Origin of the sequence: Exiguobacterium sp. ZWU0009, from assembly GCF_000798935.2 — a bacterium.
GTDB classification, from domain to species: domain Bacteria; phylum Bacillota; class Bacilli; order Exiguobacteriales; family Exiguobacteriaceae; genus Exiguobacterium_A; species Exiguobacterium_A acetylicum.
Genome location: NZ_CP018057.1, coordinates 3,224,170 through 3,250,203, shown reverse-complemented (window position 1 = coordinate 3,250,203; position 26,034 = coordinate 3,224,170). Strand labels below are relative to the sequence as shown.

Genomic DNA, 26,034 nt, shown 5'->3' with positions numbered 1-26,034 from the left:
TTTAAAAAATACTATTGTAGACAAAGTGAAGAGTTATCCACGGAAAGTGTGGATAATGTGGATAAGTCTGTGGATAGGTGGATAAGTCTACAAACATCCCCTCCATGATCCATATGCATTCTATCGCGTAATAGAGTTTGCGCAGTCGAATCCTATTGCCTGTTTTCAAACCAAAAATCCCTTAAGCAGGACAAGAAATCTTCTGAACTTTCATTGACAATGCCACAATCAGTTTATATAATGTACAAGACTGCCTTAAAGTAGAAAATAACAATTGGTTATAAAGATCTTTTAAAGGAGGTGCAGACGAATGAAACCAACTTTCAACCCAAACAACCGTAAGCGTAAAAAAGTTCACGGATTCCGTGCGCGTATGGCTACGAAGAGTGGCCGCCGTATCTTGGCTGCTCGCCGTCTTAAGGGCCGCAAAGCCTTGACTGTCTAATGCATTGATGCATCCATCACTTCGGGCATGATCCGAGGTGATTTTTTTTTATGTTTTTTCGTGTGTTCGTGCTTTTGTCACATGCGCCCTATCGCGTCGCATGTTTATTCTATGATATGATGAGAGACGACGAATTTTCGTAGTGTCAGGATGGAGTGTGAATAAGGTGAAGAAGGAATACCGCGTCAAGAAAGACAAGGAGTTCCAAGCGGTGTTTACTAAAGGAGCCTCTGTCGCAAATCGGCAATTTGTCGTGTATGCCTTGAAAAAGGAGCAACAGACTCACTTTCGGGTTGGCTTATCCGTCAGTAAAAAAATCGGGAATGCCGTCGTCCGGAATCAGGTGAAACGGTATCTTCGGGAAGCATGCCAGCAGCATGAAGCCTCGATTGCCCCGAATTATGATTTGGTGATCATCGCGCGCAATCCGGCCGCGAAGATGACCGCGCAAGAAGTGGCTGACAGTCTCCGTCACGTGCTCAAACGTTCCGGTGTCTGGATGCGATCAAAAAAATGAATCGTAGCAATGCATCCTGTTGATTTGTACGGCGCTCCCTTTCCTTGCCTTACTATAGAAGAAGATGGCGTTCGACAAAGCGTAAACAATTTCTAGGAGGAATTATGAACAAGAGAACTAAGATTTGGTTAACTCTCGGACTCATGTCCGTGCTCGCGATCGTATTATCTGGTTGTACACCTAGCTCATATGGTACAGGTGAACCGATCACAGCAGACACAGAAGGTTTTTGGAAACATTACTTCGTTTGGCCGATGGCGTGGTTGATTCGTGAGATTTCACAGTTCTTTAGCGGTGATTACGGTATCGGAATCATCATTACGACACTTCTCGTTCGTCTTGTCATCCTTCCATTGATGATCAAACAAACGAAGAGTATGGGTGGAATGCAAGTCATTCAACCGGAAATGATGAAGCTTCGTGAGAAATACAGCTCAAAAGACCAAGAGACACAACAGAAGTTGCAACAGGAAATGATGAAGCTCTACCAAGAGCATAACGTCAACCCGCTTGCAGGCTGTTTACCGATCTTGATCCAAATGCCGATCTTGATTGCGTTCTACAACGCGATCATCTACACACCGGCTATTTTCCAACACACATTCCTCTGGTTCGACCTTGGGAAACCAGATCCATTCTTCATCTTGCCGATCATGTCTGCGGTACTGACGTATCTGCAACAAAAGATCTCGATGGCAGGTCAAGAAGACAATCCACAAATGAAAATCATGCTCTATGTCTTCCCGATCATGATCTTCATCATGGGTGTTACACTCCCATCTGCCCTTTCGCTTTACTGGGTTGTTGGTTACATCTTCTCGATCATCGTCACGATCGTCATCATGAAGCCAATGCGTGAAAAGATTAAGTTGCAGACGGAAGCGACAATGGCTGCTAAACGTGAAAAAGAAGCAGCACAAGCAGCTCCGGCTCCTAAAAAATCGAAAAAGAAACGCTAATACGTGAAGAGCGACGCTTTGTTTTGACAGAGTGTCGCTCTTTTTCTTTTGCGTCATTTCGTGTATAGTTGTTTCGTTATACCCATTGCAACGATTAAGGATTAAATACTCATAAAAAGACAGAAGAAAAACGAGGTGGAAGAACGGATGATGGAATTTGATACGATTGCCGCGATTTCGACGCCGATGGGAGAAGGGGCGATTGCGATCGTGCGCTTATCAGGTCCTGATGCAGTCGCTGTAGCCGACCGTGTTTATAAAGGGAGCAACCGCTTGACGGAAGTACCAACCCATACGATTCATTACGGGAAATTGGTCGACCATGAGGCGGACCGTGTCGTCGATGAAGTGATGGTGAGTGTCATGCGCGCACCAAAGACGTTTACACGTGAAGATGTCATCGAATTGAATTGTCATGGAGGAGTCGTCGCGGTCAATCGTGTCCTCGAACTCATCCTCGCCCAACCGGAAGTCCGGTTGGCGGAACCTGGTGAATTTACGAAACGCGCGTTCTTGAACGGACGCATCGATTTGTCACAGGCGGAAGCCGTCATGGATTTGATCCGGGCGAAGACGGACCGAGCGATGCATGTCGCCGTCAGTCAAATTGAAGGGCGTCTCTCGAAACTCGTCCAAGACTTACGTCAACAATTGTTGCAGACGATTGCTGCAATCGAAGTTAACATCGATTACCCAGAGTACGATGCAGAAGAGATGACGCAACAGATCGTCGAACGTGATGCTGGTGCTGTCCGCGCGATTTTGGCAGAGTTATTAACAACGGCACGCCAAGGAAAAATCCTTCGTGAAGGGTTATCCACAGCGATCATCGGTCGACCGAACGTCGGAAAATCGTCTTTGCTCAACACATTGGTGCAAGAAGCAAAGGCCATCGTCACGGACATCGCGGGAACGACGCGCGATACGATCGAGGAATACGTCAACGTTCGTGGTGTACCGTTGAAGTTGATTGATACGGCAGGGATTCGGGAGACGGAAGATATCGTCGAACGGATGGGCGTCGAAAAGTCACGTCAGGCTTTGAAGACAGCCGATTTAATCTTACTCGTCCTAAACGGGAACGATGTTCTGACGGATGAGGATGTCTTGCTGTTTGAAGCGATCAAAGGGATGAACGCAATCATCATCGTCAACAAGAGTGATTTGGCGCAACAGATTGACTTAGCACGTGTCACGGAACTTGCCGATGGTCGACCGATCGTTACGACGTCCTTGCTCGAAGAAGCAGGCGTCAACGACCTTGAAGCAGCGATTGCGAGTCTGTTCTTTGAACAGGGTGTCGAGAGCCAGGATATGACGTACGTCTCGAATGCACGACACATCCAACTGATCAAACGCGCGAGTCAGATGATCGAAGATGCTCTCGGTGCAGCAGAAGCGGCGATGCCGATCGACATGGTACAGATCGATTTACGACGGGCGTGGGATACGCTCGGCGAAATCAATGGTGATACAGCACAGGATAGTTTATTGGATCAGTTGTTTTCGCAGTTCTGTCTCGGGAAATAATTCGAGACGACTGCGTGTGGAATAAGAAGGAGGAACCAGTACTATGGCTTATCAAGCAGGTGAATTCGACGTTATCGTCGTCGGAGCCGGACATGCCGGCATCGAAGCCTCTCTTGCTGCGGCACGAATGGGATCGAAAACGGTCATGTTGACAATGAATCCCGATATGGTCGGATTCATGTATTGCAACCCGTCAATCGGTGGTCCAGCAAAAGGGATCGTCGTCCGGGAAATCGATGCGCTCGGTGGTGAAATGGCACGTGCGATCGATGCAACGTATATTCAAATGAAAATGTTAAACACGTCAAAAGGTCCTGCCGTGCGTGCATTACGGGCACAGGCGGATAAATTCGAATACCAAAACCGGATGAAAAAAGCGCTCGAGGATGAGCCGAATTTGCTTTTACGTCAAGCGCTCGTCGAACGGTTGTTGATTGACGACGAAGGACGCTGTGTCGGTGTCGTCACGAATACAGGGGCAGAGTATCGGGCAAAAGCAGTCATCATCACGACCGGAACGTTCATGCGCGGAAAAATCATCATCGGTGAATTGTCTTACGAGAGTGGTCCGAACAATCAGATGCCGTCGATCAATCTATCGAAACATCTTGAAGAACTCGGATTCGAGCTCGCACGTTTCAAAACAGGTACACCACCGCGAATCGACGGAAAAACGATCGATTATTCGAAGACGGAGATTCAACCGGGTGACGAAGTAGCGCTTCCGTTTAGTCATGAAACGACTCAAATGATCACGGAACAGATTCCGTGCTGGTTAACGTATACGACGGAGTATACACATCAATTGATTGATGCGAATCTGCACCGCTCCCCGATGTTCTCAGGGATGATTAAAGGGACGGGTCCACGTTATTGCCCATCGATCGAAGATAAGGTCGTCCGGTTCAACGATAAACCGCGTCACCAAATCTTCCTTGAGCCAGAAGGTCGCGATACGGAAGAAGTTTACGTCCAAGGGTTATCAACAAGCTTGCCGGAAGACGTCCAACACGATATTCTCCGCTCTATTCCAGGGCTTGAAAATTCTGAAATGATGCGTCCTGGTTATGCGATTGAGTACGATGCCGTTGTTCCGACACAATTATGGCCAACGCTCGAGACAAAACGGGTTCCTGGTTTATTCACAGCGGGTCAAATCAACGGAACAAGTGGGTATGAGGAAGCAGCGGGGCAAGGAATCATGGCAGGGATCAATGCCGGACTACAAGTCCAAGGCAAAGAACCACTTATCTTGTCACGTTCACAAGGCTATATCGGTGTCATGATCGATGATCTCGTCACGAAAGGTACGAACGAACCATACCGTCTCTTGACGTCACGTGCCGAGTACCGGTTGTTGCTCCGTCATGATAATGCGGACCTTCGCCTATCGGAAATCGGACATGAACTCGGATTGATCTCGGAAGAACGCCAAGCGAAGTTGCTCGATAAACAAGAACAAATCCGTCTTGAGATGAAACGTCTTGAGAAGGTCGTCATCAAAGCGACAGCGGACGTGAATGCACAGCTAGAAGCAATTGGTGCATCACCACTTAAGGAAGCGCTGCATGCGATCACGTTGCTGAAACGCCCGGAAATTACGTATGCGATGATCGCGCAGATGACACCACCGGAAACACCACTGTCTGCAGAAGCAGCAGAACAAGTCGAAATCCAAGTCAAATATGCCGGCTACATCGATAAACAACTCGATCAAGTCGAAAAAATGATGCGGATGGAGCAAAAACGGATTCCGGATCGTCTCGATTACGATGCGATCAGTGGATTAGCGATTGAAGCGAAACAAAAACTAAACCAAGTGCGTCCGCTCTCGATCGGACAAGCATCCCGGATCTCAGGGGTTAACCCGTCTGATATCTCGATCCTGCTTGTCTATATCGAACAAGGCCAATACGCATTGACTGCGGAGTGAACGAGATGAACCAACAGCAATTCGTAACAGCATTGGCAGCACAGGGACTTGAGGTCTCAGAACATCAGTTGCATCAATTCAAACGGTATTATGAACTGCTCGTCGAGTGGAATGAAAAGATGAACCTGACGGCGATCACGGACGAAGAAGATGTCTATCTCAAGCACTTCTATGATTCGATCACAGCAGCATTCTATTTCGATTTCACGACGGTCACGACGGTTTGTGATGTCGGAGCGGGCGCTGGTTTCCCAAGTCTGCCGATCAAGATCATGTTCCCACATCTCCAAGTGACGATCGTCGATTCACTGAACAAACGAATCGGCTTCCTAAATCATTTGGCGACGGAACTCGGACTCGAAGGTGTCGCGTTCCATCATGGACGCGCCGAAGAGTTCGGTAAAAATAAACAATTCCGCGAACGGTTTGATGTCGTGACAGCACGTGCGGTCGCCCGGATGTCCGTTCTCGCGGAATATTGCCTACCGCTTGCGAAAGTCGGGGGTCAATTCGTTGCCTTGAAGGCAGCGAAAGTCAGTGAAGAGCTCGAGGATGGTGCGATTGCCTTAAAAGTACTCGGTGGGAATTTACGGGAAAGTTTCCAGTTCCAATTGCCAGGCGAGGAAAGTGAGCGTAATATCGTTATTGTAGATAAAAAACGAACAACACCCGGGAAATATCCGCGTAAAGCGGGTACGCCTGCAAAAGATCCATTAAGCTAAACACCGTTTCACGTGAAACGATGACTGATAAAGGTGAGGTGCGCCAACGTGAGAAATGCAATTGCCAAGCTGCTCGGTAAGGGAGGGCAACCTGCTACGATCGAGCTTGATCCACAAGAGACGGTTCAGGAATTACCATTGACAGAACTTGTCGCGAACCAGTTCCAACCACGGACAGTGTTTGATGGGGACCGAATTGAAGAGCTAGCCGTTACGATCGCAGAGCATGGATTACTCCAGCCGATCGTCGTTCGAAAACAAGGAACAGGATACGAAATCATTGCGGGAGAACGACGATACCGGGCAGTGCGCTCGCTTGGCTGGGAAACGATTCCTGCCATCGTCAAAGAGATGACGGACGAGACGACTGCTTCACTGGCATTGATTGAAAATCTGCAACGCGAAGATTTGACACCAATCGAAGAAGCAGAAGCCTATGAGCGCTTGCTTGCGTTACAAGACATTACGCAAGAAGTGTTAGCCCGTAAGCTCGGACGTAGTCAATCGACGATTGCCAACAAGTTGCGTTTGCTTCGATTGCCAACGGATGTCCGGGAAGCATTGAAGCAACGGACGATCACGGAGCGTCATGCCCGTGCGTTATTGCCGCTCAAGGATGAAGCGCTACAAGTAACGGTACTTGCTGAAATCCTGGAACGGGAATGGAACGTCAAGGAGACGGAGCGCCGTGTGGAACGATTGATGACACCACAGCCACCGAAGAAAAAACGTCATAAGAGCTTTGCTCGCGATACACGGATTGCGTTAAATACCCTTCGTGATTCCGTCGATATGATCGAGCAAACCGGATTGACGATTGAAAAAGAAGAAGTCGATTGTGAAGAATATGTAGAGGTGCGGATTCGCATCGTGAAGGCACGTCCGGAATAAGCGGTCGTGCCTTCCGCTACGTTTAGGAGAGAAGGCAAGTGAACGAATTACCTGTTCGGGCGATTCGCCCGAATCCGACTCAACCCCGGAAACGATTCAATGAAAAAGCATTAGAAGAGTTAGCCCAATCGCTCGTTCGACACGGGATGATCCAACCGATCGTCGTCCGACCACGTGATGGCTACTATGAAATCATCGCCGGCGAACGACGGTATCAAGCAGCGAGTCGCGCGGGATTCGAACGTGTACCGGTCCTTGTGATCGAAGCAGACGAGACACGCGTGATGGAGCTCGCTTTGATTGAAAACATCCAACGAGCGGATTTATCCGCGATTGAAGAGGCGATGGCTTATGCGGAGATGATCGAGGAATTTGGCATCACGCAAGCAGAGCTTGCGCAGCGTGTCGGCAAAAGTCGTTCGCACATCACGAACAGTCTTCGGTTACTACAATTGCCGCTACTCGTTCAACAAGCGGTGATGGATGAGCGGCTATCGATGGGACATGCCCGCGCCCTCTTGTCGCTAAAACATCCAAAGAAGATTGAACAGATGGCAGAACGTGTCATGGCTGAGAACTGGAATGTTCGTCGGTTAGAACAGGCACTTCGGGAACGGAAGGAATCCGTCCGTCCGCAACAAGCGACCGCTGTGCAATTCGTCGAAGAATCACTTCGCGAAAAGTACGGTGCGATGGTTCGGATTAAACAGGGCAAACAAGCAGGAAAACTCGAAATCGATTTTACAGACGAAGACGACCTTAACCGGTTGCTCGACTTGTTATTACCTGAATCAGATCAATAAAAAGAAGCGTTCCGGTGACGGTTCGCTTCTTTTTGATTACATCGAACGTGGGGTGAAGGAAATCGTCGTCCGCGTCGATTCAGCGGACAGTTTCGCATCGAGCATGTGGAAGCTATTCGCGACGAGTTCGGCTAACTCATAAACCAGATGTAAGCGTGTATTTTGGAGAATCATCATCTCCATGAACCCACTGACGTTGACGACAGCTTTGATGTTGAAGTCACCGACTGCAGGTAATTCTTTTTGGACTCCAGCTCCTGGCGCAAGTGGACCTTCTGAGAAGAAGACATGTCCAACACTTGAAAGTCGACCGAGACACGCATCGATTGCGATGACAAGTGGACGGTAATGGGTTGTTTGGATCGAGTGAATCGTTTCAGCGAGATTCAGTGCATGGACGGGTTTAGCGAGTGTACCGTAGACGTGGAGATGAGCAGGTGCTTGTTTTTCAAGGAATGTTCCGACAAGTGGACCGAGTGAGTCGCCCGTCGAACGATCAGAACCGATGCAGACGAGTACGATAGGACGTTTTTCTTGGACAGCGGAGATTTGTTCGAATAGTTGTTCGGCTAAGCGTTCTTTCGCGAACGGTTCCGTATATTCTAAAAAGAAAGAATAGGGCTTGGGCTCGTGCGAATGAAAGCGGAAGTTCATCGAAATCATCCTTTCTTCTCTTGGTGTCGGTGTCGTGGTGGGTTGGCAAGAGTGAAGGGTTCTTAGATGATTTTCCTTTCCCGGTTTTTCCGAAAATCTAACGTCAAAATCGGCTCTTTGGTTGAAACTCAACTAAAATCACGTATACTGTCGTAATAGAGAGAACAAGAAAGGATGGAGAGAATGGCTACCAATCAAGATGTACAAGAATCCGTCGCCCAAGTCGATAAACTCATCAATCAAGTAATGGATGCGGATATGTGGATTCGTTTTGGAATGAAACTGCTGATTGCGCTCATCATTATCGCGGCGTTCTATGTGTTAACGCGCGTTTTGACTGGGGCAGTCTCACGTCTCTTTACGATCAGGAAAATCAATGAACAGGATTACTTGGCACAACGTCAGAATGAGACGCTGCTGAAGTTGCTACAAAATGCAATCCGCTACGTACTTGGAATCGTCATGTTGTTGACGGTACTCAGTCAGTTCGGAATCAACATCACTGGTCTTGTTGCCAGTGCCGGGATTGCTGGTCTTGCGATTTCATTTGGTGCGAAGAACTTGGTGCAAGATATCATTACCGGAGCGTTCATCATCTTCGAACGCCAGTTTAAAGTCGGAGATTATGTACGCGTCGGTGTGATCGAAGGTGTCGTAACGGAACTCGGTATCCGAACAACGAAACTCAAAGGTCTTAATGGTGAGATCCACATCATCCCGAACGGTCAGATTTTGCAAGTGACGAACTATTCGGTCGACAACAGCTTTGCGCTCGTCGATGTGCAAGTCTCCTATGACGAAGATCTCGAACGCGTCGAACAAGTCTTACATGAGATCGCGGACCGGACGACGAAGAAGTATGTCGATATGTTCGTCGAACCGATTCAAATGCTCGGCGTCCAGACGCTTGGTCCTTCTGAAGTCGTCTATCGTTTGATGGCAGAAGTACCACCGATGCAACATTTCCAAGCTGGTCGTCTGATCCGTAAGGAATTGAAGCAAGGACTAGAAGAAGAGAACATCAAGATCCCGTATCCACGGATGGTCATGATGAATCCAGAACAAAAGAATGGTGGACAGACGGATGATTCCAAAAACGTATCAACTCCATGATTATGTTGAGATGAAGAAGCAGCATCCATGTGGAACGAACCGATGGCAGATCATTCGGGTCGGCATGGATATCCGAATCAAATGTCAAGGTTGCGGGGCAAGCATCTTGATGCCACGTCGTGATTTTGATAAACGATTGAAAAAAGTCTTACCAGAGTGATGAAAAGCGGATCTGATCCTCGTGATCGGAACCGCTTTTTGATTGTCTTTTGTAAACAGGGCAGTTGCTTTCGTTTAAGGCGGGATTAAAAAAGACGGTCGAGCTCCTTGCTTAAAAAAATTGAACTATCTATAATTGTGAAAGATGTGCTGACGTGGTGTAATCATTCTACCCACTGCGGCCGCTAGCACGGATTTCCTAGGAAATACCGAAAAGGAGGAATTCCAAGTGGGATTAACAGCAGGAATCGTTGGCTTACCAAACGTAGGAAAATCAACACTTTTTAACGCCATCACACAAGCAGGTGTCGAGGCAGCGAACTATCCGTTCGCAACGATCGACCCGAACGTCGGTGTCGTTGAAGTACCAGATGCACGTCTTCGGAAATTGACGGAACTCGTCAACCCGAAAAAGACGATCCCGACAGCTTTTGAATTCACGGATATCGCAGGTATCGTGAAAGGGGCATCTAAAGGGGAAGGGCTCGGAAATAAATTCCTCGCAAACATTCGTGAAGTGGATGCGATCTGTCAGGTCGTTCGTTGTTTCATTGATGAAAACATCACACACGTTTCAGGAAAAGTATCACCAATTGATGACATTGAGACGATCAACCTCGAATTGATCCTCGCTGACCTCGAGCAGGTCGAAAAGCGGATCCAGCGTGTCCAAAAACAAGTCAAGTCACGCGATAAAAACGCAGCGGCTGAACTTGAAGCACTTGAAATCGTGTTGGCATTACTCGAAGACGAGAAACCGGCACGTCTCGCTGAATTGAACGAAGATCAAGCAGCAATCGTTAAGCACTTCCAATTGTTGACGATGAAACCGATGCTTTACGTCGCGAACGTCGGCGAAGATGAAGTTGCAGATGCAGACAGCAATGAGAACGTGCGTCTTGTTCGTGAGTTCGCAGCTAAAGAGGGTGCAGAAGTCATCGTTATCTGTGCACGCATCGAAGAAGAGATTGCGGAGCTTGAGCCGGAAGAACGTCAAGAGTTCCTCGTTGATCTCGGAATCGAAGAGTCAGGTCTGGATCAATTGATCCATGCGGCGTACAGCACGCTTGGTCTTGCGACATACTTCACAGCAGGTGAAAAAGAAGTACGCGCTTGGACGTTCAAAAAAGGGATGAAAGCTCCACAATGTGCGGGTGTCATCCACTCGGACTTCGAACGCGGATTCATCCGTGCAGAAGTCGTCGCATATGAAGATTTAGCAGCTGCAGGCAACATGACGACCGTTAAGGAACAAGGGCGTTACCGTTCAGAAGGTAAGGAATATGTCTTCCAAGACGGCGATGTCGTCACATTCCGCTTCAACGTCTAATCGAAAACGAATCGTTATTGCATAAAGCAAAATACTTTGGTAGTATTAACGAATGTGAGTAATGAATTATTGCTCCTTGCTCGAACATTCGAGCCGCCAGTCCAAGAGGAGGTGACAGATATGCGTAAATACGAAGTACTTTACATCATCCGTCCGGAACTTGATGAGGAAGCACGCAAAGCAACAGTGGAGCGTTTCAACAAAGTCCTCACTGATAACGGTGGTACAGTTGATAAAACAACTGAAATGGGTAAACGTCGTTTCGCTTACGAAATCAATGATATGCGTGAAGGGTTCTACGTTCTTCTTAACGTTTCTGCTGAACCAGCAGCTACAAAAGAACTTGACCGTCTCATGAAGATCAGTGACGATATCGTTCGCTTAATGATCACAAAAGACGAGAAATAAGCTGAAACAGGAGAGTGATTCTGATGATTAACCGCGTCGTTTTAGTCGGTCGGTTAACTCGTGACCCGGAAATGCGTTATACGCAGAGCGGGATTGCGGTAACGCGATTCACACTCGCATGTGACCGTCCTTTCACAGGGCAAGATGGGAAGCGAGAAGCTGATTTCATCGATTGCGTCGTTTGGCGCAAGCAAGCAGAGAACGTTGCTCAGTATTTGAAGAAAGGTAGTCTTGCTGGTGTAGAGGGTCGCCTCCAGATTAGCAGCTACGACGATAAAGAAGGGCAACGCCGTTATCGTGCGGAAGTCGTCGCTGATAGCGTCCGCTTCCTTGAGTCACGTAACGCGAGCCGTTCTTCGGATGGTAGCGAAGGCTACGCTTCATCTACTGGTGGAAACGGGAATGCTGCAGGATGGGGTTCACAGCAACAGCAGAACAACTCTTCCTCGCCAGCACCCGCTTCATCGAATTCGGGCTTCGGCGCTGATCCGTTCAGCGGTGGTAGTTCGATCGACCTTTCAGATGACGATCTTCCGTTCTAAGGAAATCGTCCTGAAAAATTTAACTTAAAAGGAGGTTAATCACATGGCACGTCGTCCAGGTGGAAAACGTCGTCGTAAAGTATGTTACTTCACGTCGAACCACATCACTCATATCGATTATAAAGACGTAGAACTTCTCAAACGTTTCATTTCGGAACGCGGTAAGATTCTTCCACGTCGTGTGACTGGTACTTCAGCGAAATACCAACGTCCACTTACAATCGCAATCAAACGCGCACGTCAAATGGCTTTAATCCCATACGTGGCTGACTGATTTCGTAGCACCATCCTCATGCGTGAGGATGGTGCTTTTTTTCGCTTCCCTTTCATCCCCTCCTGCTTTTCGGTTATAATAAACAAGTTACTAAAAATTTAAATGAACCCAACAGAGCATATAAGGAGGACACGATGGAGTCAGGTCAACAAGTATCACCGGAACGAGAACGACGCATCGTTCGCTTCATTCCGTATCTATTAATCGTCGGTCTGCTTCTCGTCGTCGCTGTACGTGAACCGATCATCTCCGCTATCGGAGCCGTCGTGACTGCCCTCCTCTTCGGATTGCATCTATACGAAGAACGTCGTGCACGCAGGGCGTGGGAGACGTATGTCGCCGGGATTTCGATGCAAGTCGAAGAAACGGGGCAAGACGCGTTGACGAACATGCCAATCGGGATTTTACTATACGATGAGGAAACCCTCGTCACCTGGTTCAATGATCCGATGCGGGACATCTTTGATGATGTATCGATGGGACAGACGCTCAATGAGCTCGATCCTTTATTCATCGAGATGGTCGCGACGAACGAGGACCAAGCGACGCTTGAAATCGGTGATGCGGTGTATCGCGTCTTTTCAAATCATGAGAACCGGACGTTTTATCTGTTCGATATGACGGAAGAAGCGCAAGTCGAACAGCAACTCGTCGACAATCAGACGGTCATCGGTGTCATTTATCTCGATAACTACGATGAGATGACACAAGGTATCGAAGATCAGTTACGTAGTGAGCTGAACAGTCGGGTTACTCAACTATTAAATCACTGGGCAGCGGAACACGGAACGTATATCAAACGGACGGCGTCCGATCGGTACTTCATCGTCACGACAGAAGAGAATCTACGGATTCTTGAACGATCGAAGTTCACGATTCTTGATATCGTGCGCGAAGAGACGAGTCAACGAGGCGTCCAGTTGACGTTATCAATCGGAATTGGTTGCGGAAGCGATCCGATTCCTTCGCTTGGTCAGATGGCTCAGTCGAGTCTCGATCTCGCACTAGGACGGGGAGGCGACCAAGTCGTCATCAAACGCGACGGAAAAGTCCGCTTTTATGGCGGAAAGACGAATCCGACGGAAAAACGGACGCGCGTCCGGGCACGGGTCATTGCGAACTCGCTTCGTGACTTGATGCAGGAATCAAGTCGTGTCCTAATCATGGGTCATAAGAACCCGGATATGGATGCACTCGGATCAGCAATCGGCATTTTGAAGCTTGCGGAAATGAACGATAAGGAAGCTCACATCGTCTTACCACCAGAAGAAATCGGTCGTGGGATTCGCCGGATGATGGACGAAATCGCTGAAGTACCACAACTCGAGACCCGGTTCGTCAATGCGTTTCAAGCGGATCAATTGATTGACGATCAGACGTTACTCGTCGTCGTCGATACACATAAGCCGTCACTTGTCGTCGTACCGACGTTACTCGATCGATTCGAGCATATGGTCGTCATCGATCATCACCGGCGCGGTGAGGATTTCATCGAAGATGCGGTTCTCGTTTATCTCGAGCCGTATGCTTCTTCGACATCAGAACTCGTGACTGAGCTGATCGAGTACCAGCCGACGAATCAGAAGCTATCGATGCTTGAAGCGACGGCGTTACTCGCCGGAATTATTGTCGATACGAAAGGATTTGCCCTTCGGACCGGCTCGCGGACGTTCGATGCTGCCTCTTACTTACGTTCACAAGGAGCTGACACGGTGCTCGTGCAAGAGTTCCTCAGTCAGGATCTTGAAACGTACGTTGAGCAGTCACATATCCTCGAGCGGTCCGAGGTCTATACGAAAGGGATGGCGATTGCGACAGCGGAACCTGGTGTCATTCACGATCAAGTCTTGATTGCACAAGCGGCCGATCAATTGTTGTCGCTTCAAGGCATCCGTGCCGCCTTCGTCATCGCGGAACTGCAAGATGGACGGACGGCGATCAGCGCCCGTTCGCTCGGAGAGGTCAACGTCCAGTTGATCATGGAGACGCTCGGTGGCGGTGGTCACTTGACGAATGCGGCGACGCAGATGTCAGAATCGGTCATCACGGTTGCCGATGCATTGCGCAAAGCGATCGATCGATATCTAGAAGATGAGACAAAAGGAGAGGAATCAGAATGAAGGTTATTTTCTTACAGGATGTAAAAGGACAAGGTAAAGCAGGAGACGTCAAAGACGTGGCCGATGCTTATGCAAATAACGTACTCTTCAAGAAAAAGTTGGCGCGCCCTGCGACAACTGGAAACTTGAAGCAACATGAAGCACACGAACGTAAAGCGGCAGAAGAAGCAAAACAGAACTTGCTTGATGCGCAAGCGTTAAAAGAGAAAATCGAAAAAGAGACGATCGTCGTCTCGACAAAAGCTGGTGAAGGCGGTCGTGTCTTCGGTTCGGTCACAAGCAAACAGATCGCGGAAGCACTCAAGAGCATGGGTTACAAGATCGATAAACGCAAAATCGAGCTCGAGCACCCAATCAAGGCACTCGGCTTTACGAAAGTTCCATTGAAGTTACACAACGAAGTGACAGCGACGCTGAACGTTCAGGTCAAAGAGGCGTGAGTAGAAAAGGGGACCGGTGATGAGTGAAGTCATGCAAAATATGCCTCCCCAAAGTATCGAGGCAGAACAAGCCGTCCTAGGGGCGATCATGATTGATGCGGATCGTTTGATCAGTGCATCGGAACGTTTGTTACCGCAGGACTTTTACCGTGCCTCTCACCAACGGATCTTTGAAGCGATGCTCGTGTTGTCCGACCGAGGCGAAGCGATCGACCTCGTCACGGTGACAGCCGAGCTCAGCACGCTTGGGATCTTAGATGAGATCGGTGGTCTACCGTATCTAGCGGAACTGGCTGAAGGTGTACCAACTGCAGCAAATATCAATTATTACGTCAACGTCGTTGACCAGAAGTCGACGCTTCGGCGTCTCATTCGGACAGCAGGCGAAATCGTCACTGACGGATATGAACGGCAAAATGAAGTCGATGTCCTGCTGAATGAAGCAGAACGGAAGATTCTCGAAGTATCGCAAGGAAAAGGAAGCGCGAGCTTCATTCCGATTTCGGACGTTTTGACGAGTGCCTATGCAACGATTGATAAATTGCATAAGCAAAGCGGTGAGACGACGGGGATTCCGACGGGTTTCCAGGATCTCGATAAGATGACGGCTGGGTTCCAGCGCAACGATTTAATCATCGTTGCAGCACGTCCATCGGTCGGGAAGACGGCGTTTGCCTTGAACATCTCGCAAAACGTCGCGACACGTGCTGACGAGAACGTCGCCATCTTTAGTCTTGAGATGGGTGCCGAACAGCTTGTCATGCGGATGCTCTGTGCCGAAGGAAACGTCGATGCGCAGCGTCTGCGGACCGGTCAACTCGAGGAAGAGGACTGGGGCAAGTTATCACTTGCAATGAGTAATCTGTCTCAAGCCGGTATCTACATCGACGATACACCGGGTATTCGGGTCAACGACATCCGGGCAAAGTGCCGTCGTTTGAAGCAGGAGCATGGTCTTGGAATGATCATGATCGATTACTTGCAGCTGATTCAAGGGAATGGTCGCTCAAGCGACAACCGCCAACAAGAGGTTTCGGAAATTTCCCGTTCCTTGAAATCACTCGCGCGTGAACTCGAAGTCCCTGTCATCGCCTTATCGCAGCTCTCCCGTGGGGTTGAGAGTCGTCAAGATAAGCGACCGATGATGTCGGATATCCGGGAATCGGGAGCGATCGAGCAAGATGCCGATATCGTCGCCTTCTTGTATCGTGACGATTATTACAACAAAGAAACGGAAGATGCGAATACGATTGAGATCATCATCGCAAAACAGCGGAATGGTCCAACCGGAACCGTCAAACTCGCCTTCCGGAAAGAATTCAACAAGTTCGTGGATCTCGAGCCAAGTAACTCGTACGCGCCACCAGCTTAATCCAAGCTACGTTTTGTCTTCGATTAATTGGAGACAAAACGTAGCTTTTTTTATTTTCACCTAAAGATTCTCAGTTTATTCACCAAAAACGATAATTAAACGAACGAAAGAGAATTGTAACAATTAATTGTTCGGTATTTGGTTGACTTCTGTTTTTTATCGCGTTACACTTAGTCGTGGTTTTGAATCGTACGTGGAGGTGGATGATAAGATGTCATCAGTAGTAGTAGTCGGAACACAGTGGGGCGACGAAGGAAAAGGGAAAATTACCGATTTTCTTTCGAAACAAGCCGACGTCGTAGCACGTTATCAAGGTGGAGACAATGCAGGACATACGATCGTATTCAATAACGAGACGTACAAATTGCACTTGATCCCATCAGGTATTTTTTACTCGGATAAGAAATGTGTCATCGGGAACGGTCTCGTCGTTAACCCGAAATCACTCGTCAAGGAATTGAAGTATCTACACGATCGTGGTGTTTCAACGGATAACTTGTTAATTTCGAATCGGGCGCATGTCATCTTGCCGTATCATCAGTTGCAGGATCAGTTAGAAGAAGAAGCGAAGGGCGACGCAAAAGTCGGAACGACGCTAAAAGGAATCGGACCGTGCTACATGGATAAAGCCGCTCGCATCGGTATCCGGATGGCAGACCTACTCGACAAAGAAACGTTCGCTGAGAAGTTGAAGATCGTTCTCGATCAAAAGAACCGGATGTTCACGAAGATGTATGACGCTGAACCAATCGCGTTCGACGATATCTTCGAAGAGTACTATGCGTATGGACAAGAATTTGCGAAATACGTCTGCGATACATCCGTCGTCGTCAACGATAGCCTCGACCACGGCGAAAAAGTGTTGTTCGAAGGCGCACAAGGTGTCTTACTCGACCTTGACCACGGAACGTACCCGTTCGTTACATCGTCGAACGCATCTGCTGGCGGTGTCGCATCAGGTGTCGGTGTCGGTCCAGCTCGGATTGACCACGTCGTCGGTGTTTGTAAAGCGTACACGTCACGTGTCGGTGATGGTCCGTTCCCAACGGAATTGTTCGATGACATCGGTCATCAGATCCGTGAAGTCGGTCGTGAATACGGGACGACAACAGGACGTCCGCGTCGTGTTGGTTGGTTCGACTCTGTCGTCGTTCGCCACTCGCGCCGTACAAGTGGGTTGACGGATCTTTCGCTCAACTCGATCGACGTTTTGACAGGCCTCGACACGTTGAAGATCTGTACATCGTACGAATTCAACGGTAAACAGATCGATGAGTATCCAGCAAGCTTCCGTGATCTCGAAGCATGTGTTCCAGTTTACGAAGAACTTCCAGGCTGGAAAGAGGATATCACAGGGGTCCGTCGCTTTGAAGATCTACCGTTGAACGCACAGAACTACGTTAAGCGGATTGCGGATCTCACAGGGATCTCGCTCGTCACGTTCTCGGTCGGACCGGGTCGTGAACAGACAGTCGTCTTGCGTGATCTCTACGAAGAAGCATAAGTCAATTTGAACGATGCCATCATCCTCGCGTTCCACAGGCGGGGAATCAGCCGCGGCACTCTGCCCTTCGAGCAGTCTGCCGGGTCTGATCCATCCCTGTCGAAAGCGCCAAAGGCACTTTCTCTTCCTGTAGGAGTCGAGGACGGATGGGCTCGTTCGATATCATATCCATAAGAGAAAAACCTTTCGGGAATACCAACCGGAGGTTTTTCTCTTTTTTTACGATTGATCTAAAACAGGAACAAACCGGGATTCCACGTCGCTTTTTGTGCGGAATGGTTCACAAACGGAAGCAAAAACAGGTATACTAAATACAGTGTTTCACGTGGAACCTCTCCCGTGAGACAACGAACAGCAGAGAGAGTGGCGCCGGGAGTTTCCGTCGCCACCTTTCTATATGCCGAAAAAACAGGTAAAATAGATTGAATAGAAATTTTTAAGGGGGCACACCCAGTGACGGAACGCAAAATTCTAGTCGTCGATGACGAGTTACCGATTGCAGATATACTCAAGTTTAAATTAGAAAAAGAAGGCTACCAGGTCGCGATCGCAAATGACGGCGTGGAGGCATTAGAGAAATTCGAGGAGTTCAAACCGGATTTGATGTTACTCGACATCATGCTCCCGTTAATGGACGGGATGGAGGTCTGCCGGGAAGTCCGGAAGACGTCGAAGATTCCGATTATCATGTTGACAGCGAAGGATTCCGAGATCGATACGGTACTTGGTCTTGAGCTTGGCGCGAACGATTATGTGACGAAGCCATTCAGCTCACGTGAGTTACTCGCCCGTGTCAAAGTCCACCTCCGCAACACAAGCCCGGAAGCTACACCACAACCGGTTGGACCAGGTCCACTCAAAGTCGGGGAACTGTATATCGATACGAATTCGCATACGGTGACACGGAAGGATCAAAAAATCGAGCTGACGCAGCGTGAGTTCGAATTGTTGCACTACCTCGCGAAAAATATCGGTCAAGTCATGACACGTGAGCATTTGTTGCAAACGGTCTGGGGCTATGACTACTTCGGTGATGTCCGGACAGTCGACGTGACAGTACGTCGTCTCCGTGAGAAAGTCGAAGATAACCCAAGTACGCCGGTTTACATCATGACGCGTCGTGGTGTCGGCTATTATCTCCAAGACGGGGAGAATGAATAACGATGTTAAAAGGAACGAACTTCTTTAAATCCATCCAATGGAAACTCGTCGTCATCTATGCCTTATTGATTTTAGTGGCGATGCAGGTCATTGGCGTCTATTTCGTTCGTTCCCTTGAAAAGCAGTACATTACGAACTTCTCGAAGTCGGTCGAGGACCGAGCAGGCCTTGTCGCCTATAACGTCGGGAAGGAATTCGATAAAACAGGCGATGATGACGCCTCCAAGCGGCAGTTGTCCCAATCACTAGGGCAACTGCTGTCTGAGTTTAGTAATGGCTCCACCTCAAGGAACGACATCCTCGAAGTCCAGATCATCGACCAGGACTCAATCATCCAAGCGACATCGGATAACGAGAACCAATCAGCAGTCGGACAACGGGCGACGAATTCACTGATTAAAAAGGCACAGGCAACGAGCTCGACCCGGACGGACACCGTGCTTGATCCGGAATCAGAGGATAAGATCCGGATCTTTGCCGTACCGGTCACCTCGGAACGAGACGGTGTCACGACCGGGATGATTTATGTTCGCGCTTCGATGGAGTCAATCTATTCGCAGATGCAACAGGTCACACGGATTCTCGCGACCGGAACGGTCATCGCCCTCGTCATCACGTCGATTCTTGGTGTCTTGCTGTCGCGGACGATCACGCGTCCGATTTCCGATATGCGGCGTCAAGCAATCGAAATGCGACGCGGGAACTTCTCGCGGAAGGTTAAGGTCTATTCGGACGATGAGATCGGGCAACTTGCTCGTTCCTTCAACGAATTAACAGATGAGCTACTCGAAGCGAACGCGACGACGGAAGCCGAACGACGGAAGTTGACGAGCGTCCTTGAGAACATGACCGATGGCGTCATCGCGACGGATCGAACACTGCGCGTCATCTTGATGAACGATCAAGCGAAGGATATCGTCGGTGCGGACGATGCGAGCGTCGTCGGAACGAACTTGAAGGACTTACTGGCACTCGGTGATGATTTCATGATTCCGGAAGACGGTACGATGCCACCGCGTCTGCTTGATTTCAGTAGTGAGGACGAACTGTTCCTCGTCCGGGCATTCTTCTCGCCCGTCAAGAAACACAGTGGTCCGATTACCGGGATGATCGTCGTCCTGCATGACGTCACGGAACAGGAGCAGGTCGAACAGGATCGTCGCGAATTCGTCGCGAACGTCAGTCACGAGCTCCGAACACCGCTGACGACGATGCGCAGCTATCTTGAAGCCTTGGCAGAAGGCGCGTATCAGGACGAGGAGCTCGCACCACGTTTCCTTGAGACGACACAGAACGAGACGGAGCGGATGATCCGCCTCGTCACCGATCTCTTACAACTGTCGAAGATGGACAGTAAGGAATACAAAATGAACAAGGTCCGCTTTGATTACATTCAGTTCCTGAATGAGATTCTCGATCGCCATGACATGACGAAGCCGGAACGGATTCGTTTCCGTCGTAAGATCATGAAGCGGAAAGTCTATATCCGTGGTGATCAGGATAAATTGATTCAGGTCGCAGATAACATCCTGACGAACGCAATCAAGTACTCACCGGAAGGCGGAACGATCACCGTCAGGACGATGCTCCGGGCAAAACGGATCGTCATCAGCATCAAGGATGAAGGTGTCGGAATCCCGAAAGCGAATCTCCAAAAAATCTTCGAACGCTTCTATCGTGTCGATAAAGCCCGCGCCCGTAAAATCGGCGGCACCGGTCTTGGTCTGTCGATCGCAAAAGACGTCGTTTCGGCACATGGTGGCGACATCTGGGCAGAAAGTGAATGGGGACGCGGCACGACGATTTACTTCACGCTTCCGTATGAGGTGATCGAAGAGGTGGATGCCGGATGAAGAGACAACACTGGAGTTCGCTGTTACTCGTCCTGCTCGTCGCCGGTTCGATCGCTCAGACAGCGATGCTCTGGACCTATCATCCAAGCAGTGAATCAATCGAGCGGGAACAGGTCTCGTTCAACGAGATCGATGCCTCAAAGACGATTGAAAGCAACCAACTGATTAACCCGGAACTACTCGTCTATTCGGATCAGGAAGGGATCTATCAGACACAAATCATCGGTCGGACCTTCCTTAACCGAATCGGTGCGTCGTTTAACATCGGTGTCCTCGTCTTGACGGATAAAGCGAATAACATCCCGGTCGGTGACCGGAGTGTCGAGATGATTTTCCCGACACCGATCAGTGCGACGATTCTTGAAGAGTTACTCGGAGAAAAACAAATCGCCTTCTCGGAACCGATCAAACGGCTCTATTTACTCGATTATGATGGACCGATCCTCCGTCTTGAGTCGGCGACCGGTCGCCTGAAGGACTTCAAGCTCGTCGGTGATGAGACGGTTCTGAAGCGACTATTCGCGCATGATAAGAAAAAACCGATGACACGCGTCGAACTCAAAGGTGGCGATTATACGTATGTCGCGAGCGGTACGACGCGACTAGAGCAAGTCTTCGTCTATGACGAGGTCGGACAATCGCCAAAACCACTCGATCGCATTCGGAGTGCCTTTTTCGCCGAGAACTCGAACGTCCAGCAAATCAAGAGTCGGGATGATCTCGACGTCTTGACGGACGGTGTCAGCGTTTCGACGTATGACCGAAACTATAATGTGTATCGTTTCAATACATTATCGCCGAATACCCAAAGCTCGACTGTCGATTACAGCACGCTCGTCAGCTATGTCAACATTCATGGGGGCTGGCTCGATCAAGATACCCAACGCAGTGGCTTCCGGTATTACTTTGATCAGATGAGTAAAAAGAGTGAGGAACAGACGGCGACGTTCCGATTGTACTTGAACCGGTATCCGGTATTTGGGGAGAGTGGTCCACTACTTGAACAGACGAAGTTCGATCTCGCGACACTCAAGATCATGTATGAGGAGAACCAAGTCCGGTCGCTCAGTCGTAGCATGCTCCGAGCGAAGCGGAAACTGATCCTTCGGGAAGAAACGGTGCCAGCCGTTGAAACGGTTCTCGAACGTCTGAACCGTGCTGATCTCTTAAAAGAGATCAGTGGAATCCGGATTGGATATGAGATGACGTATAAGATTTCAACGAGCCGCTATGCCGTCTTTGAGCCGACGTGGTTCATCAAAATCGACGGCGTCTGGCAATCGATCAATCAAGCTGTCGGGAATGAGGGGTGAGGATGAATGGACTGGAGTAAAGCGAAGACCTTATTGATGCTGACCTTTTTGATCCTGAACGTCTACCTTGCCATTCAATTGATGGACCGGATGGTCGAACCGCGGATCGTCGCGACGAGTGCGACCGGTAAATCGATCTTGAAGGATCGTCAAATCGATGAGAAAAAACTACAACCGGTTACGCGAGACATCGGCTATTTAACAGCCGAAGTCGATGCGCGGACGCTAGCGCCACTCGCGAGTTCACCGATTCGTGACGCGGTCGCTTCCGTCAAGAACGATGTCGAGTGGTCGGTCCGGTTGACGAAACCGTATCGACTCGATGCGAAGACGATGCGGGATTCTGCTTCATCGTTCGTTCAAGCGTCCGTTCGATATGGTGCCGAATATACATTTTGGAAGTATGATAGTAAGTATCAGGAGATGACATTCGTTCAGACGTATAAGGGACAGCCGCTCTATTCGACACCACAGCAGTCGCGTGAGGACGATGCGATGATCGGACCGTCCCTGCTCGTCTTGCAGCTGAATGATGCAAAGGAAATCGTCAGCTACAAACAACGCCACTTGAACAAGGTCGTCCGGCAAGCACAGGACGTGACGTTGTTATCGGCAAGTGAAGCAATCGTCCAGTTGTCGGAGCAAGGCTTGTTCCCGGCATCAAAACGGTTGACGAGTCACAAGCTCGGTTATTTTTGTCTCGTCACGGAAGGCACGGAATCGGTTCAAATCCTGCCGCCGACGTGGCAAATCGAGCTCGACAATGAAGAAGTCTACTTCGTCAATGCGATTGACGGCGGTGTCCAGACCGTCGAACGATTGGATACAGTCTCAGAGAAATGAGGAATGCACGATGAGCCTACACTACAGCGTTATGGCCAGTGGCTCGACGGGGAACGCCCTCTATATCGAAAGTGAACAGACCCGCTTGCTCGTCGACGCGGGACTGACCGGCAAGGCGATGCTCGCCTTGTTCGACCAGATCGACCGGTCGCCGCATGGCATCGATGGTCTGTTCGTCACCCATGAACACTCCGACCATATCAAAGGCGTCGGCATCATGGCACGGAAGTACAACATCCCGCTCTATGCGAATGAAAAGACATGGGCAGCGATGGAAGCGAAGATCGGTAAGATTGATCCGGCGCTGAAGTTCCTCTGGGAAGTCGGAGAGGTCAAGCAGTTCGGTGACATCGAAGTCGAATCATTCAACGTCAGTCATGATGCAGCGGATCCGATGTTCTTCCAGTTCGCCCATGAGGGAAAACGATTGGCGCATATCACCGATACCGGATACGTCTCGGACCGGATGAAAGGTGTCATTCGGGGCGCTGATGCCTACATCTTCGAAGCGAACCATGACATCGGCATGCTCCAGATGGGACATTACCCGTGGAGCGTCAAACGACGGATCCTCGGAGATTACGGACACGTCTCGAACGAGGACGCCGCAATCGCGATGAGCGAGGTCCTTGATGACCGGACGAAACGCATCCACATGGCTCACTTAAGCAAGGACAACAACATGAAGGAACTCGCCCGGATGAGTGTCTCCCAGACGCTCGCGAGCCGTGACGTCGATCTGAGTAAGATTCAGCTTCTCGACACGGATCCGGTCATTCCGACGCCTCTCCTAAAGCTTTGATTATGGGAAATTACTGAATATGCTCAAAAGACCCCCACATTTGGCTCACTTGCCACGTGATGGGGGTATACTTGTGTAAAGAGAGTCATAAAGGAGGCGTATGTCGATGGATCGACCCGAAGAACCACGGAACGAATCCGAACGATACGAACAGTCATCCGATGAGAGCGGCTTCCCGCCCCGTCAGCCGGCAACGAGCGAACCGGTCAGCCCTTATCGTGAACCATATGAAGAACAACCAGAACCACCGCGTCGTCGCGGTGCCGGAAAAGCCTTTTTCGTCGGTCTGATCGGCGGAATCGTCGGAGCCTTGTTGATTGCTCTTGTCGCGTGGCCGTTCGTCCGCGATGAGATGACGAGTCCGACTCCGGTTTCGTCGACGACAGCGGAACAGACTGCAACACAGACGACAGAGGATGAAGCCGATATCGTCGGTGCGGTCGGTAAGACGAAGGAAGCCGTCGTGAGCGTGACGAACCTTCAGAGTTCGTTCCAAGGAACCGATCAGGAAACGGGTGCAGGGTCCGGCGTCATCTATAAAAAAGACGGCAATAAAGCTTACGTCGTTACGAACTACCACGTCGTTGAAGGGGCGAGCCGCTTGTCTGTCACGTTATCCGACGGAACAGCACTCGAGGCAAAAGTCCTCGGCGAAGATCCGACGTACGATTTAGCGGTCCTCTCGATTGATTCATCGAAAGTGACACAAGTCGCAAAACTGGGGGATTCGGATACGTTACGTGCCGGTGAAACGGTGCTTGCGATCGGAAATCCGCTCGGGATTTTTGCAAACTCAGTCACGCGAGGTGTCATCAGTGCGCAGCAACGGACGGTTCCAGTCGATACGAACAAGGATGGACAGCAAGACTTCAATACGGAAGTTATCCAAACGGATGCAGCGATCAACCCGGGTAACTCCGGTGGAGCGCTCATCAACACAGCTGGTCAATTGATCGGGATCAACTCGATGAAGATTGCGGAAGCGAGCGTCGAAGGAGTCGGATTTGCGATTCCAATCAACGAAGCGTTACCAATCATGCGTGATCTCGAGCAAAACGGTGAAGTCGTTCGTCCACAGCTCGGGATTCAGATCCGTGACGTGCAGGAATTCCCAAGCGGATACCGCGAAGATCGGTTAAAATTACCAAACGATGTCACGAAAGGGATCGTCGTCGTCGGTTTGACACGTAATAGCGGAGCCGAAAAAGCGGGAATGAAAGCAAACGATGTCATCGTTGAAATCAACGGAAAAGCAATCGCGTCGTTCGCTGATCTGAAAAGTGTCCTCTACCGGGATGCAAAAGTCGGTGATACGGTCAAAGTCACGTTCTACCGTGGCGGTGAAAAACAGACAGCAGATGTGAAGTTGTCGGCTCAGTCACCAACTGTTCAATAAGGCATAACCTGAAAAACCATCCACAGGTCCGACCTGTGGATGGTTTTTTTGAGCGAGGAAACCTGCGGCTTTTTCGGTCAGGAAGGTCGATATTTGTTATACTGGAAGCGGATAAATGTGGATAAGTGAAAGGAGGAGACCACCTGTGGATAAGTACGTTTGTTTAGAACATGTCGAGCTCGCACTCGACGAAATCGTAGATGAAACAGAACAATACCCGATTCTCGATCAGCTAAATCCAGAAAAAAACATCACGTGTGAATACTGCGAGGCATCGGCAACATATCTTGTGTCAAGCAAAAAATAAATATCAACATGTGGATTTGTGGATAACTCTGTGGATAACTCCTGAATTTTCTGTCAGAAAGCGAGAAAAAAGATGCAAATTACCATCATTACAGTCGGAAAGCTAAAAGAGAAGTATTTGAAGCAAGGCATCGCTGAATATACGAAGCGTCTCGGCGCCTACTGTTCGATCCAAGAAATCGAGGTCGCGGACGAAAAAGCACCAGAGCAATTGAGTGAAGCGGAGATGGCGCAAGTGAAGAAAAAAGAGGGCGAACGGATTTTAGCGAAGATCGGACCGGACGTTCATGTCCTCGCACTTGCTATCGAAGGAAAACAACGGACGAGTGAACAGTTCGCAAAAGAACTCGATCAACTCGCGACATATGGCAAGAGCAAAATTGCCTTCGTCATTGGTGGATCACTCGGTCTTGCACCAGAAGTAATGCAGCGTGCGAACGATACGATTTCGTTTTCGAAGATGACATTCCCGCATCAATTGATGAAGATGATCCTCTGTGAACAGATTTATCGGGCGTATCGGATTAATCGGAATGAGCCGTATCATAAATAATTTAAGCTTTTAGTATAAGTGTAATAAGACAAAAAACGAATGCATATCAATATTTCCGATAGATTGTAACTTAGTGAATCTTGTAAATGAA

Annotated in this window: 27 protein-coding genes; 26 read left to right on the top strand and 1 reads right to left on the bottom strand. The window is 49.3% G+C overall.

Annotation, left to right across the window (positions count from 1 at the left end; genetic code table 11):
* The first annotated feature begins 310 nt into the window (after positions 1–310).
* The 8 genes from rpmH to L985_RS16725 all read left to right on the top strand — a co-directional run bounded on the left by rpmH (position 311) and on the right by L985_RS16725 (position 7,800).
* Positions 311–445 (top strand): 50S ribosomal protein L34, encoded by a 135-nt coding sequence (gene rpmH / locus L985_RS16760; RefSeq protein ID WP_012371910.1) that lies wholly within the window; start codon positions 311–313, stop codon positions 443–445.
* A gap of 166 nt (positions 446–611) precedes the next feature.
* The gene (rnpA, locus tag L985_RS16755) at positions 612–962 is read left to right on the top strand and encodes a ribonuclease P protein component (RefSeq protein ID WP_023469862.1); all 351 of its coding nucleotides are present in this window, start codon (positions 612–614) and stop codon (positions 960–962) included.
* 104 nt (positions 963–1,066) lie between these two features.
* Positions 1,067–1,921 carry a membrane protein insertase YidC gene (yidC, locus tag L985_RS16750; protein ID WP_023469861.1) on the top strand — a complete coding sequence of 285 codons (855 nt, stop codon included), beginning with the start codon at positions 1,067–1,069 and terminating at the stop codon, positions 1,919–1,921.
* A 147-nt stretch (positions 1,922–2,068) separates the two neighbouring features.
* A complete protein-coding gene (gene mnmE, locus L985_RS16745) occupies positions 2,069–3,451 on the top strand; it encodes a tRNA uridine-5-carboxymethylaminomethyl(34) synthesis GTPase MnmE (protein WP_023469860.1) in 1,383 nt (460 codons plus the stop codon).
* A gap of 43 nt (positions 3,452–3,494) precedes the next feature.
* On the top strand, positions 3,495–5,384 hold the full coding sequence (mnmG, locus tag L985_RS16740; protein WP_029343026.1) for a tRNA uridine-5-carboxymethylaminomethyl(34) synthesis enzyme MnmG: 1,890 nt from the start codon (positions 3,495–3,497) through the stop codon (positions 5,382–5,384).
* A 5-nt stretch (positions 5,385–5,389) separates the two neighbouring features.
* Positions 5,390–6,106 (top strand): 16S rRNA (guanine(527)-N(7))-methyltransferase RsmG, encoded by a 717-nt coding sequence (gene rsmG / locus L985_RS16735; protein WP_023469858.1) that lies wholly within the window; start codon positions 5,390–5,392, stop codon positions 6,104–6,106.
* 48 nt (positions 6,107–6,154) lie between these two features.
* Positions 6,155–6,997, top strand: coding sequence for a nucleoid occlusion protein (gene noc / locus L985_RS16730; RefSeq protein ID WP_047394949.1), 843 nt, complete (start codon positions 6,155–6,157; stop codon positions 6,995–6,997).
* Between the two features lie 38 nt (positions 6,998–7,035).
* Entirely contained in the window at positions 7,036–7,800 is a 765-nt protein-coding gene (locus L985_RS16725; protein ID WP_029343024.1) for a ParB/RepB/Spo0J family partition protein, read from the top strand.
* Positions 7,801–7,836: 36 nt separating this feature from the next.
* Here the strand turns inward: L985_RS16725 and yyaC are convergent, their stop codons facing one another.
* On the bottom strand, positions 7,837–8,454 hold the full coding sequence (gene yyaC / locus L985_RS16720) for a spore protease YyaC (RefSeq protein WP_034786343.1): 618 nt from the start codon (positions 8,452–8,454) through the stop codon (positions 7,837–7,839).
* Positions 8,455–8,637: 183 nt separating this feature from the next.
* Here yyaC and L985_RS16715 point away from each other — a divergent pair, with 183 nt between their 5' ends.
* From L985_RS16715 to rlmH, 18 genes are all read left to right on the top strand, one after another.
* Complete coding sequence (locus L985_RS16715; RefSeq protein WP_023469854.1) at positions 8,638–9,567, top strand: mechanosensitive ion channel family protein; 930 nt, start codon at positions 8,638–8,640, stop codon at positions 9,565–9,567.
* Positions 9,539–9,727, top strand: coding sequence for a DUF951 domain-containing protein (locus L985_RS16710; RefSeq protein ID WP_023469853.1), 189 nt, complete (start codon positions 9,539–9,541; stop codon positions 9,725–9,727). The genes L985_RS16715 and L985_RS16710 overlap by 29 nt, the downstream gene beginning before the upstream one ends.
* A gap of 228 nt (positions 9,728–9,955) precedes the next feature.
* Positions 9,956–11,056 carry a redox-regulated ATPase YchF gene (gene ychF / locus L985_RS16705; protein WP_029343022.1) on the top strand — a complete coding sequence of 367 codons (1,101 nt, stop codon included), beginning with the start codon at positions 9,956–9,958 and terminating at the stop codon, positions 11,054–11,056.
* A 120-nt stretch (positions 11,057–11,176) separates the two neighbouring features.
* Positions 11,177–11,464 (top strand): 30S ribosomal protein S6, encoded by a 288-nt coding sequence (rpsF, locus tag L985_RS16700; protein WP_023469851.1) that lies wholly within the window; start codon positions 11,177–11,179, stop codon positions 11,462–11,464.
* A gap of 23 nt (positions 11,465–11,487) precedes the next feature.
* Entirely contained in the window at positions 11,488–12,006 is a 519-nt protein-coding gene (gene ssb, locus L985_RS16695; RefSeq protein WP_023469850.1) for a single-stranded DNA-binding protein, read from the top strand.
* 43 nt (positions 12,007–12,049) lie between these two features.
* Complete coding sequence (gene rpsR / locus L985_RS16690; protein ID WP_023469849.1) at positions 12,050–12,280, top strand: 30S ribosomal protein S18; 231 nt, start codon at positions 12,050–12,052, stop codon at positions 12,278–12,280.
* A 134-nt stretch (positions 12,281–12,414) separates the two neighbouring features.
* Positions 12,415–14,400, top strand: coding sequence for a DHH family phosphoesterase (locus L985_RS16685; protein WP_047394945.1), 1,986 nt, complete (start codon positions 12,415–12,417; stop codon positions 14,398–14,400).
* Entirely contained in the window at positions 14,397–14,840 is a 444-nt protein-coding gene (gene rplI / locus L985_RS16680) for a 50S ribosomal protein L9 (RefSeq protein ID WP_023469847.1), read from the top strand. The genes L985_RS16685 and rplI overlap by 4 nt, the downstream gene beginning before the upstream one ends.
* A 19-nt stretch (positions 14,841–14,859) precedes the next feature.
* A complete protein-coding gene (dnaB, locus tag L985_RS16675; RefSeq protein ID WP_023469846.1) occupies positions 14,860–16,212 on the top strand; it encodes a replicative DNA helicase in 1,353 nt (450 codons plus the stop codon).
* A gap of 211 nt (positions 16,213–16,423) precedes the next feature.
* A complete protein-coding gene (locus tag L985_RS16670) occupies positions 16,424–17,716 on the top strand; it encodes an adenylosuccinate synthase (RefSeq protein WP_029343020.1) in 1,293 nt (430 codons plus the stop codon).
* Positions 17,717–18,169: 453 nt separating this feature from the next.
* A complete protein-coding gene (gene yycF / locus L985_RS16665; RefSeq protein WP_023469844.1) occupies positions 18,170–18,877 on the top strand; it encodes a response regulator YycF in 708 nt (235 codons plus the stop codon).
* A 2-nt stretch (positions 18,878–18,879) separates the two neighbouring features.
* On the top strand, positions 18,880–20,730 hold the full coding sequence (gene walK / locus L985_RS16660) for a cell wall metabolism sensor histidine kinase WalK (RefSeq protein ID WP_029343019.1): 1,851 nt from the start codon (positions 18,880–18,882) through the stop codon (positions 20,728–20,730).
* Positions 20,727–22,043: a two-component system activity regulator YycH gene (gene yycH, locus L985_RS16655; protein WP_047394943.1), complete on the top strand. Its 1,317-nt coding sequence runs from the start codon at positions 20,727–20,729 to the stop codon at positions 22,041–22,043. Before walK ends, yycH begins: the two co-directional genes overlap by 4 nt.
* 6 nt (positions 22,044–22,049) lie before the next feature.
* Positions 22,050–22,886 (top strand): two-component system regulatory protein YycI, encoded by an 837-nt coding sequence (locus tag L985_RS16650; protein WP_023469841.1) that lies wholly within the window; start codon positions 22,050–22,052, stop codon positions 22,884–22,886.
* Positions 22,887–22,896: 10 nt separating this feature from the next.
* Positions 22,897–23,688, top strand: coding sequence for an MBL fold metallo-hydrolase (locus L985_RS16645; protein WP_023469840.1), 792 nt, complete (start codon positions 22,897–22,899; stop codon positions 23,686–23,688).
* 106 nt (positions 23,689–23,794) lie between these two features.
* Positions 23,795–25,084 carry a S1C family serine protease gene (locus L985_RS16640; RefSeq protein WP_047394940.1) on the top strand — a complete coding sequence of 430 codons (1,290 nt, stop codon included), beginning with the start codon at positions 23,795–23,797 and terminating at the stop codon, positions 25,082–25,084.
* A 145-nt stretch (positions 25,085–25,229) separates the two neighbouring features.
* Complete coding sequence (locus L985_RS16635; protein WP_071908844.1) at positions 25,230–25,391, top strand: CxxH/CxxC protein; 162 nt, start codon at positions 25,230–25,232, stop codon at positions 25,389–25,391.
* Positions 25,392–25,463: 72 nt separating this feature from the next.
* Entirely contained in the window at positions 25,464–25,943 is a 480-nt protein-coding gene (rlmH, locus tag L985_RS16630; RefSeq protein ID WP_023469837.1) for a 23S rRNA (pseudouridine(1915)-N(3))-methyltransferase RlmH, read from the top strand.
* Positions 25,944–26,034: the final 91 nt, after the last annotated feature.

What these genes read in the sequence shown, in the direction of transcription:
- L985_RS16670 (WP_029343020.1), top strand. Translation starts at nt 16,424, where the DNA reads ATGTCATCAGTAGTAGTAGTCGGAACACAGTGGGGCGACGAAGGAAAA.
- rsmG (WP_023469858.1), top strand. Translation starts at nt 5,390, where the DNA reads ATGAACCAACAGCAATTCGTAACAGCATTGGCAGCACAGGGACTTGAG.
- L985_RS16710 (WP_023469853.1), top strand. Translation starts at nt 9,539, where the DNA reads ATGATTCCAAAAACGTATCAACTCCATGATTATGTTGAGATGAAGAAG.
- ssb (WP_023469850.1), top strand. Translation starts at nt 11,488, where the DNA reads ATGATTAACCGCGTCGTTTTAGTCGGTCGGTTAACTCGTGACCCGGAA.
- rlmH (WP_023469837.1), top strand. Translation starts at nt 25,464, where the DNA reads ATGCAAATTACCATCATTACAGTCGGAAAGCTAAAAGAGAAGTATTTG.
- mnmG (WP_029343026.1), top strand. Translation starts at nt 3,495, where the DNA reads ATGGCTTATCAAGCAGGTGAATTCGACGTTATCGTCGTCGGAGCCGGA.
- rpmH (WP_012371910.1), top strand. Translation starts at nt 311, where the DNA reads ATGAAACCAACTTTCAACCCAAACAACCGTAAGCGTAAAAAAGTTCAC.
- L985_RS16685 (WP_047394945.1), top strand. Translation starts at nt 12,415, where the DNA reads ATGGAGTCAGGTCAACAAGTATCACCGGAACGAGAACGACGCATCGTT.
- L985_RS16640 (WP_047394940.1), top strand. Translation starts at nt 23,795, where the DNA reads ATGGATCGACCCGAAGAACCACGGAACGAATCCGAACGATACGAACAG.
- yycH (WP_047394943.1), top strand. Translation starts at nt 20,727, where the DNA reads ATGAAGAGACAACACTGGAGTTCGCTGTTACTCGTCCTGCTCGTCGCC.
- L985_RS16645 (WP_023469840.1), top strand. Translation starts at nt 22,897, where the DNA reads ATGAGCCTACACTACAGCGTTATGGCCAGTGGCTCGACGGGGAACGCC.
- rpsR (WP_023469849.1), top strand. Translation starts at nt 12,050, where the DNA reads ATGGCACGTCGTCCAGGTGGAAAACGTCGTCGTAAAGTATGTTACTTC.
- walK (WP_029343019.1), top strand. Translation starts at nt 18,880, where the DNA reads ATGTTAAAAGGAACGAACTTCTTTAAATCCATCCAATGGAAACTCGTC.
- mnmE (WP_023469860.1), top strand. Translation starts at nt 2,069, where the DNA reads ATGATGGAATTTGATACGATTGCCGCGATTTCGACGCCGATGGGAGAA.
- rplI (WP_023469847.1), top strand. Translation starts at nt 14,397, where the DNA reads ATGAAGGTTATTTTCTTACAGGATGTAAAAGGACAAGGTAAAGCAGGA.
- yidC (WP_023469861.1), top strand. Translation starts at nt 1,067, where the DNA reads ATGAACAAGAGAACTAAGATTTGGTTAACTCTCGGACTCATGTCCGTG.
- yyaC (WP_034786343.1), bottom strand. Translation starts at nt 8,454, where the DNA reads ATGAACTTCCGCTTTCATTCGCACGAGCCCAAGCCCTATTCTTTCTTT.
- L985_RS16650 (WP_023469841.1), top strand. Translation starts at nt 22,050, where the DNA reads ATGGACTGGAGTAAAGCGAAGACCTTATTGATGCTGACCTTTTTGATC.
- rpsF (WP_023469851.1), top strand. Translation starts at nt 11,177, where the DNA reads ATGCGTAAATACGAAGTACTTTACATCATCCGTCCGGAACTTGATGAG.
- L985_RS16715 (WP_023469854.1), top strand. Translation starts at nt 8,638, where the DNA reads ATGGCTACCAATCAAGATGTACAAGAATCCGTCGCCCAAGTCGATAAA.
- dnaB (WP_023469846.1), top strand. Translation starts at nt 14,860, where the DNA reads ATGAGTGAAGTCATGCAAAATATGCCTCCCCAAAGTATCGAGGCAGAA.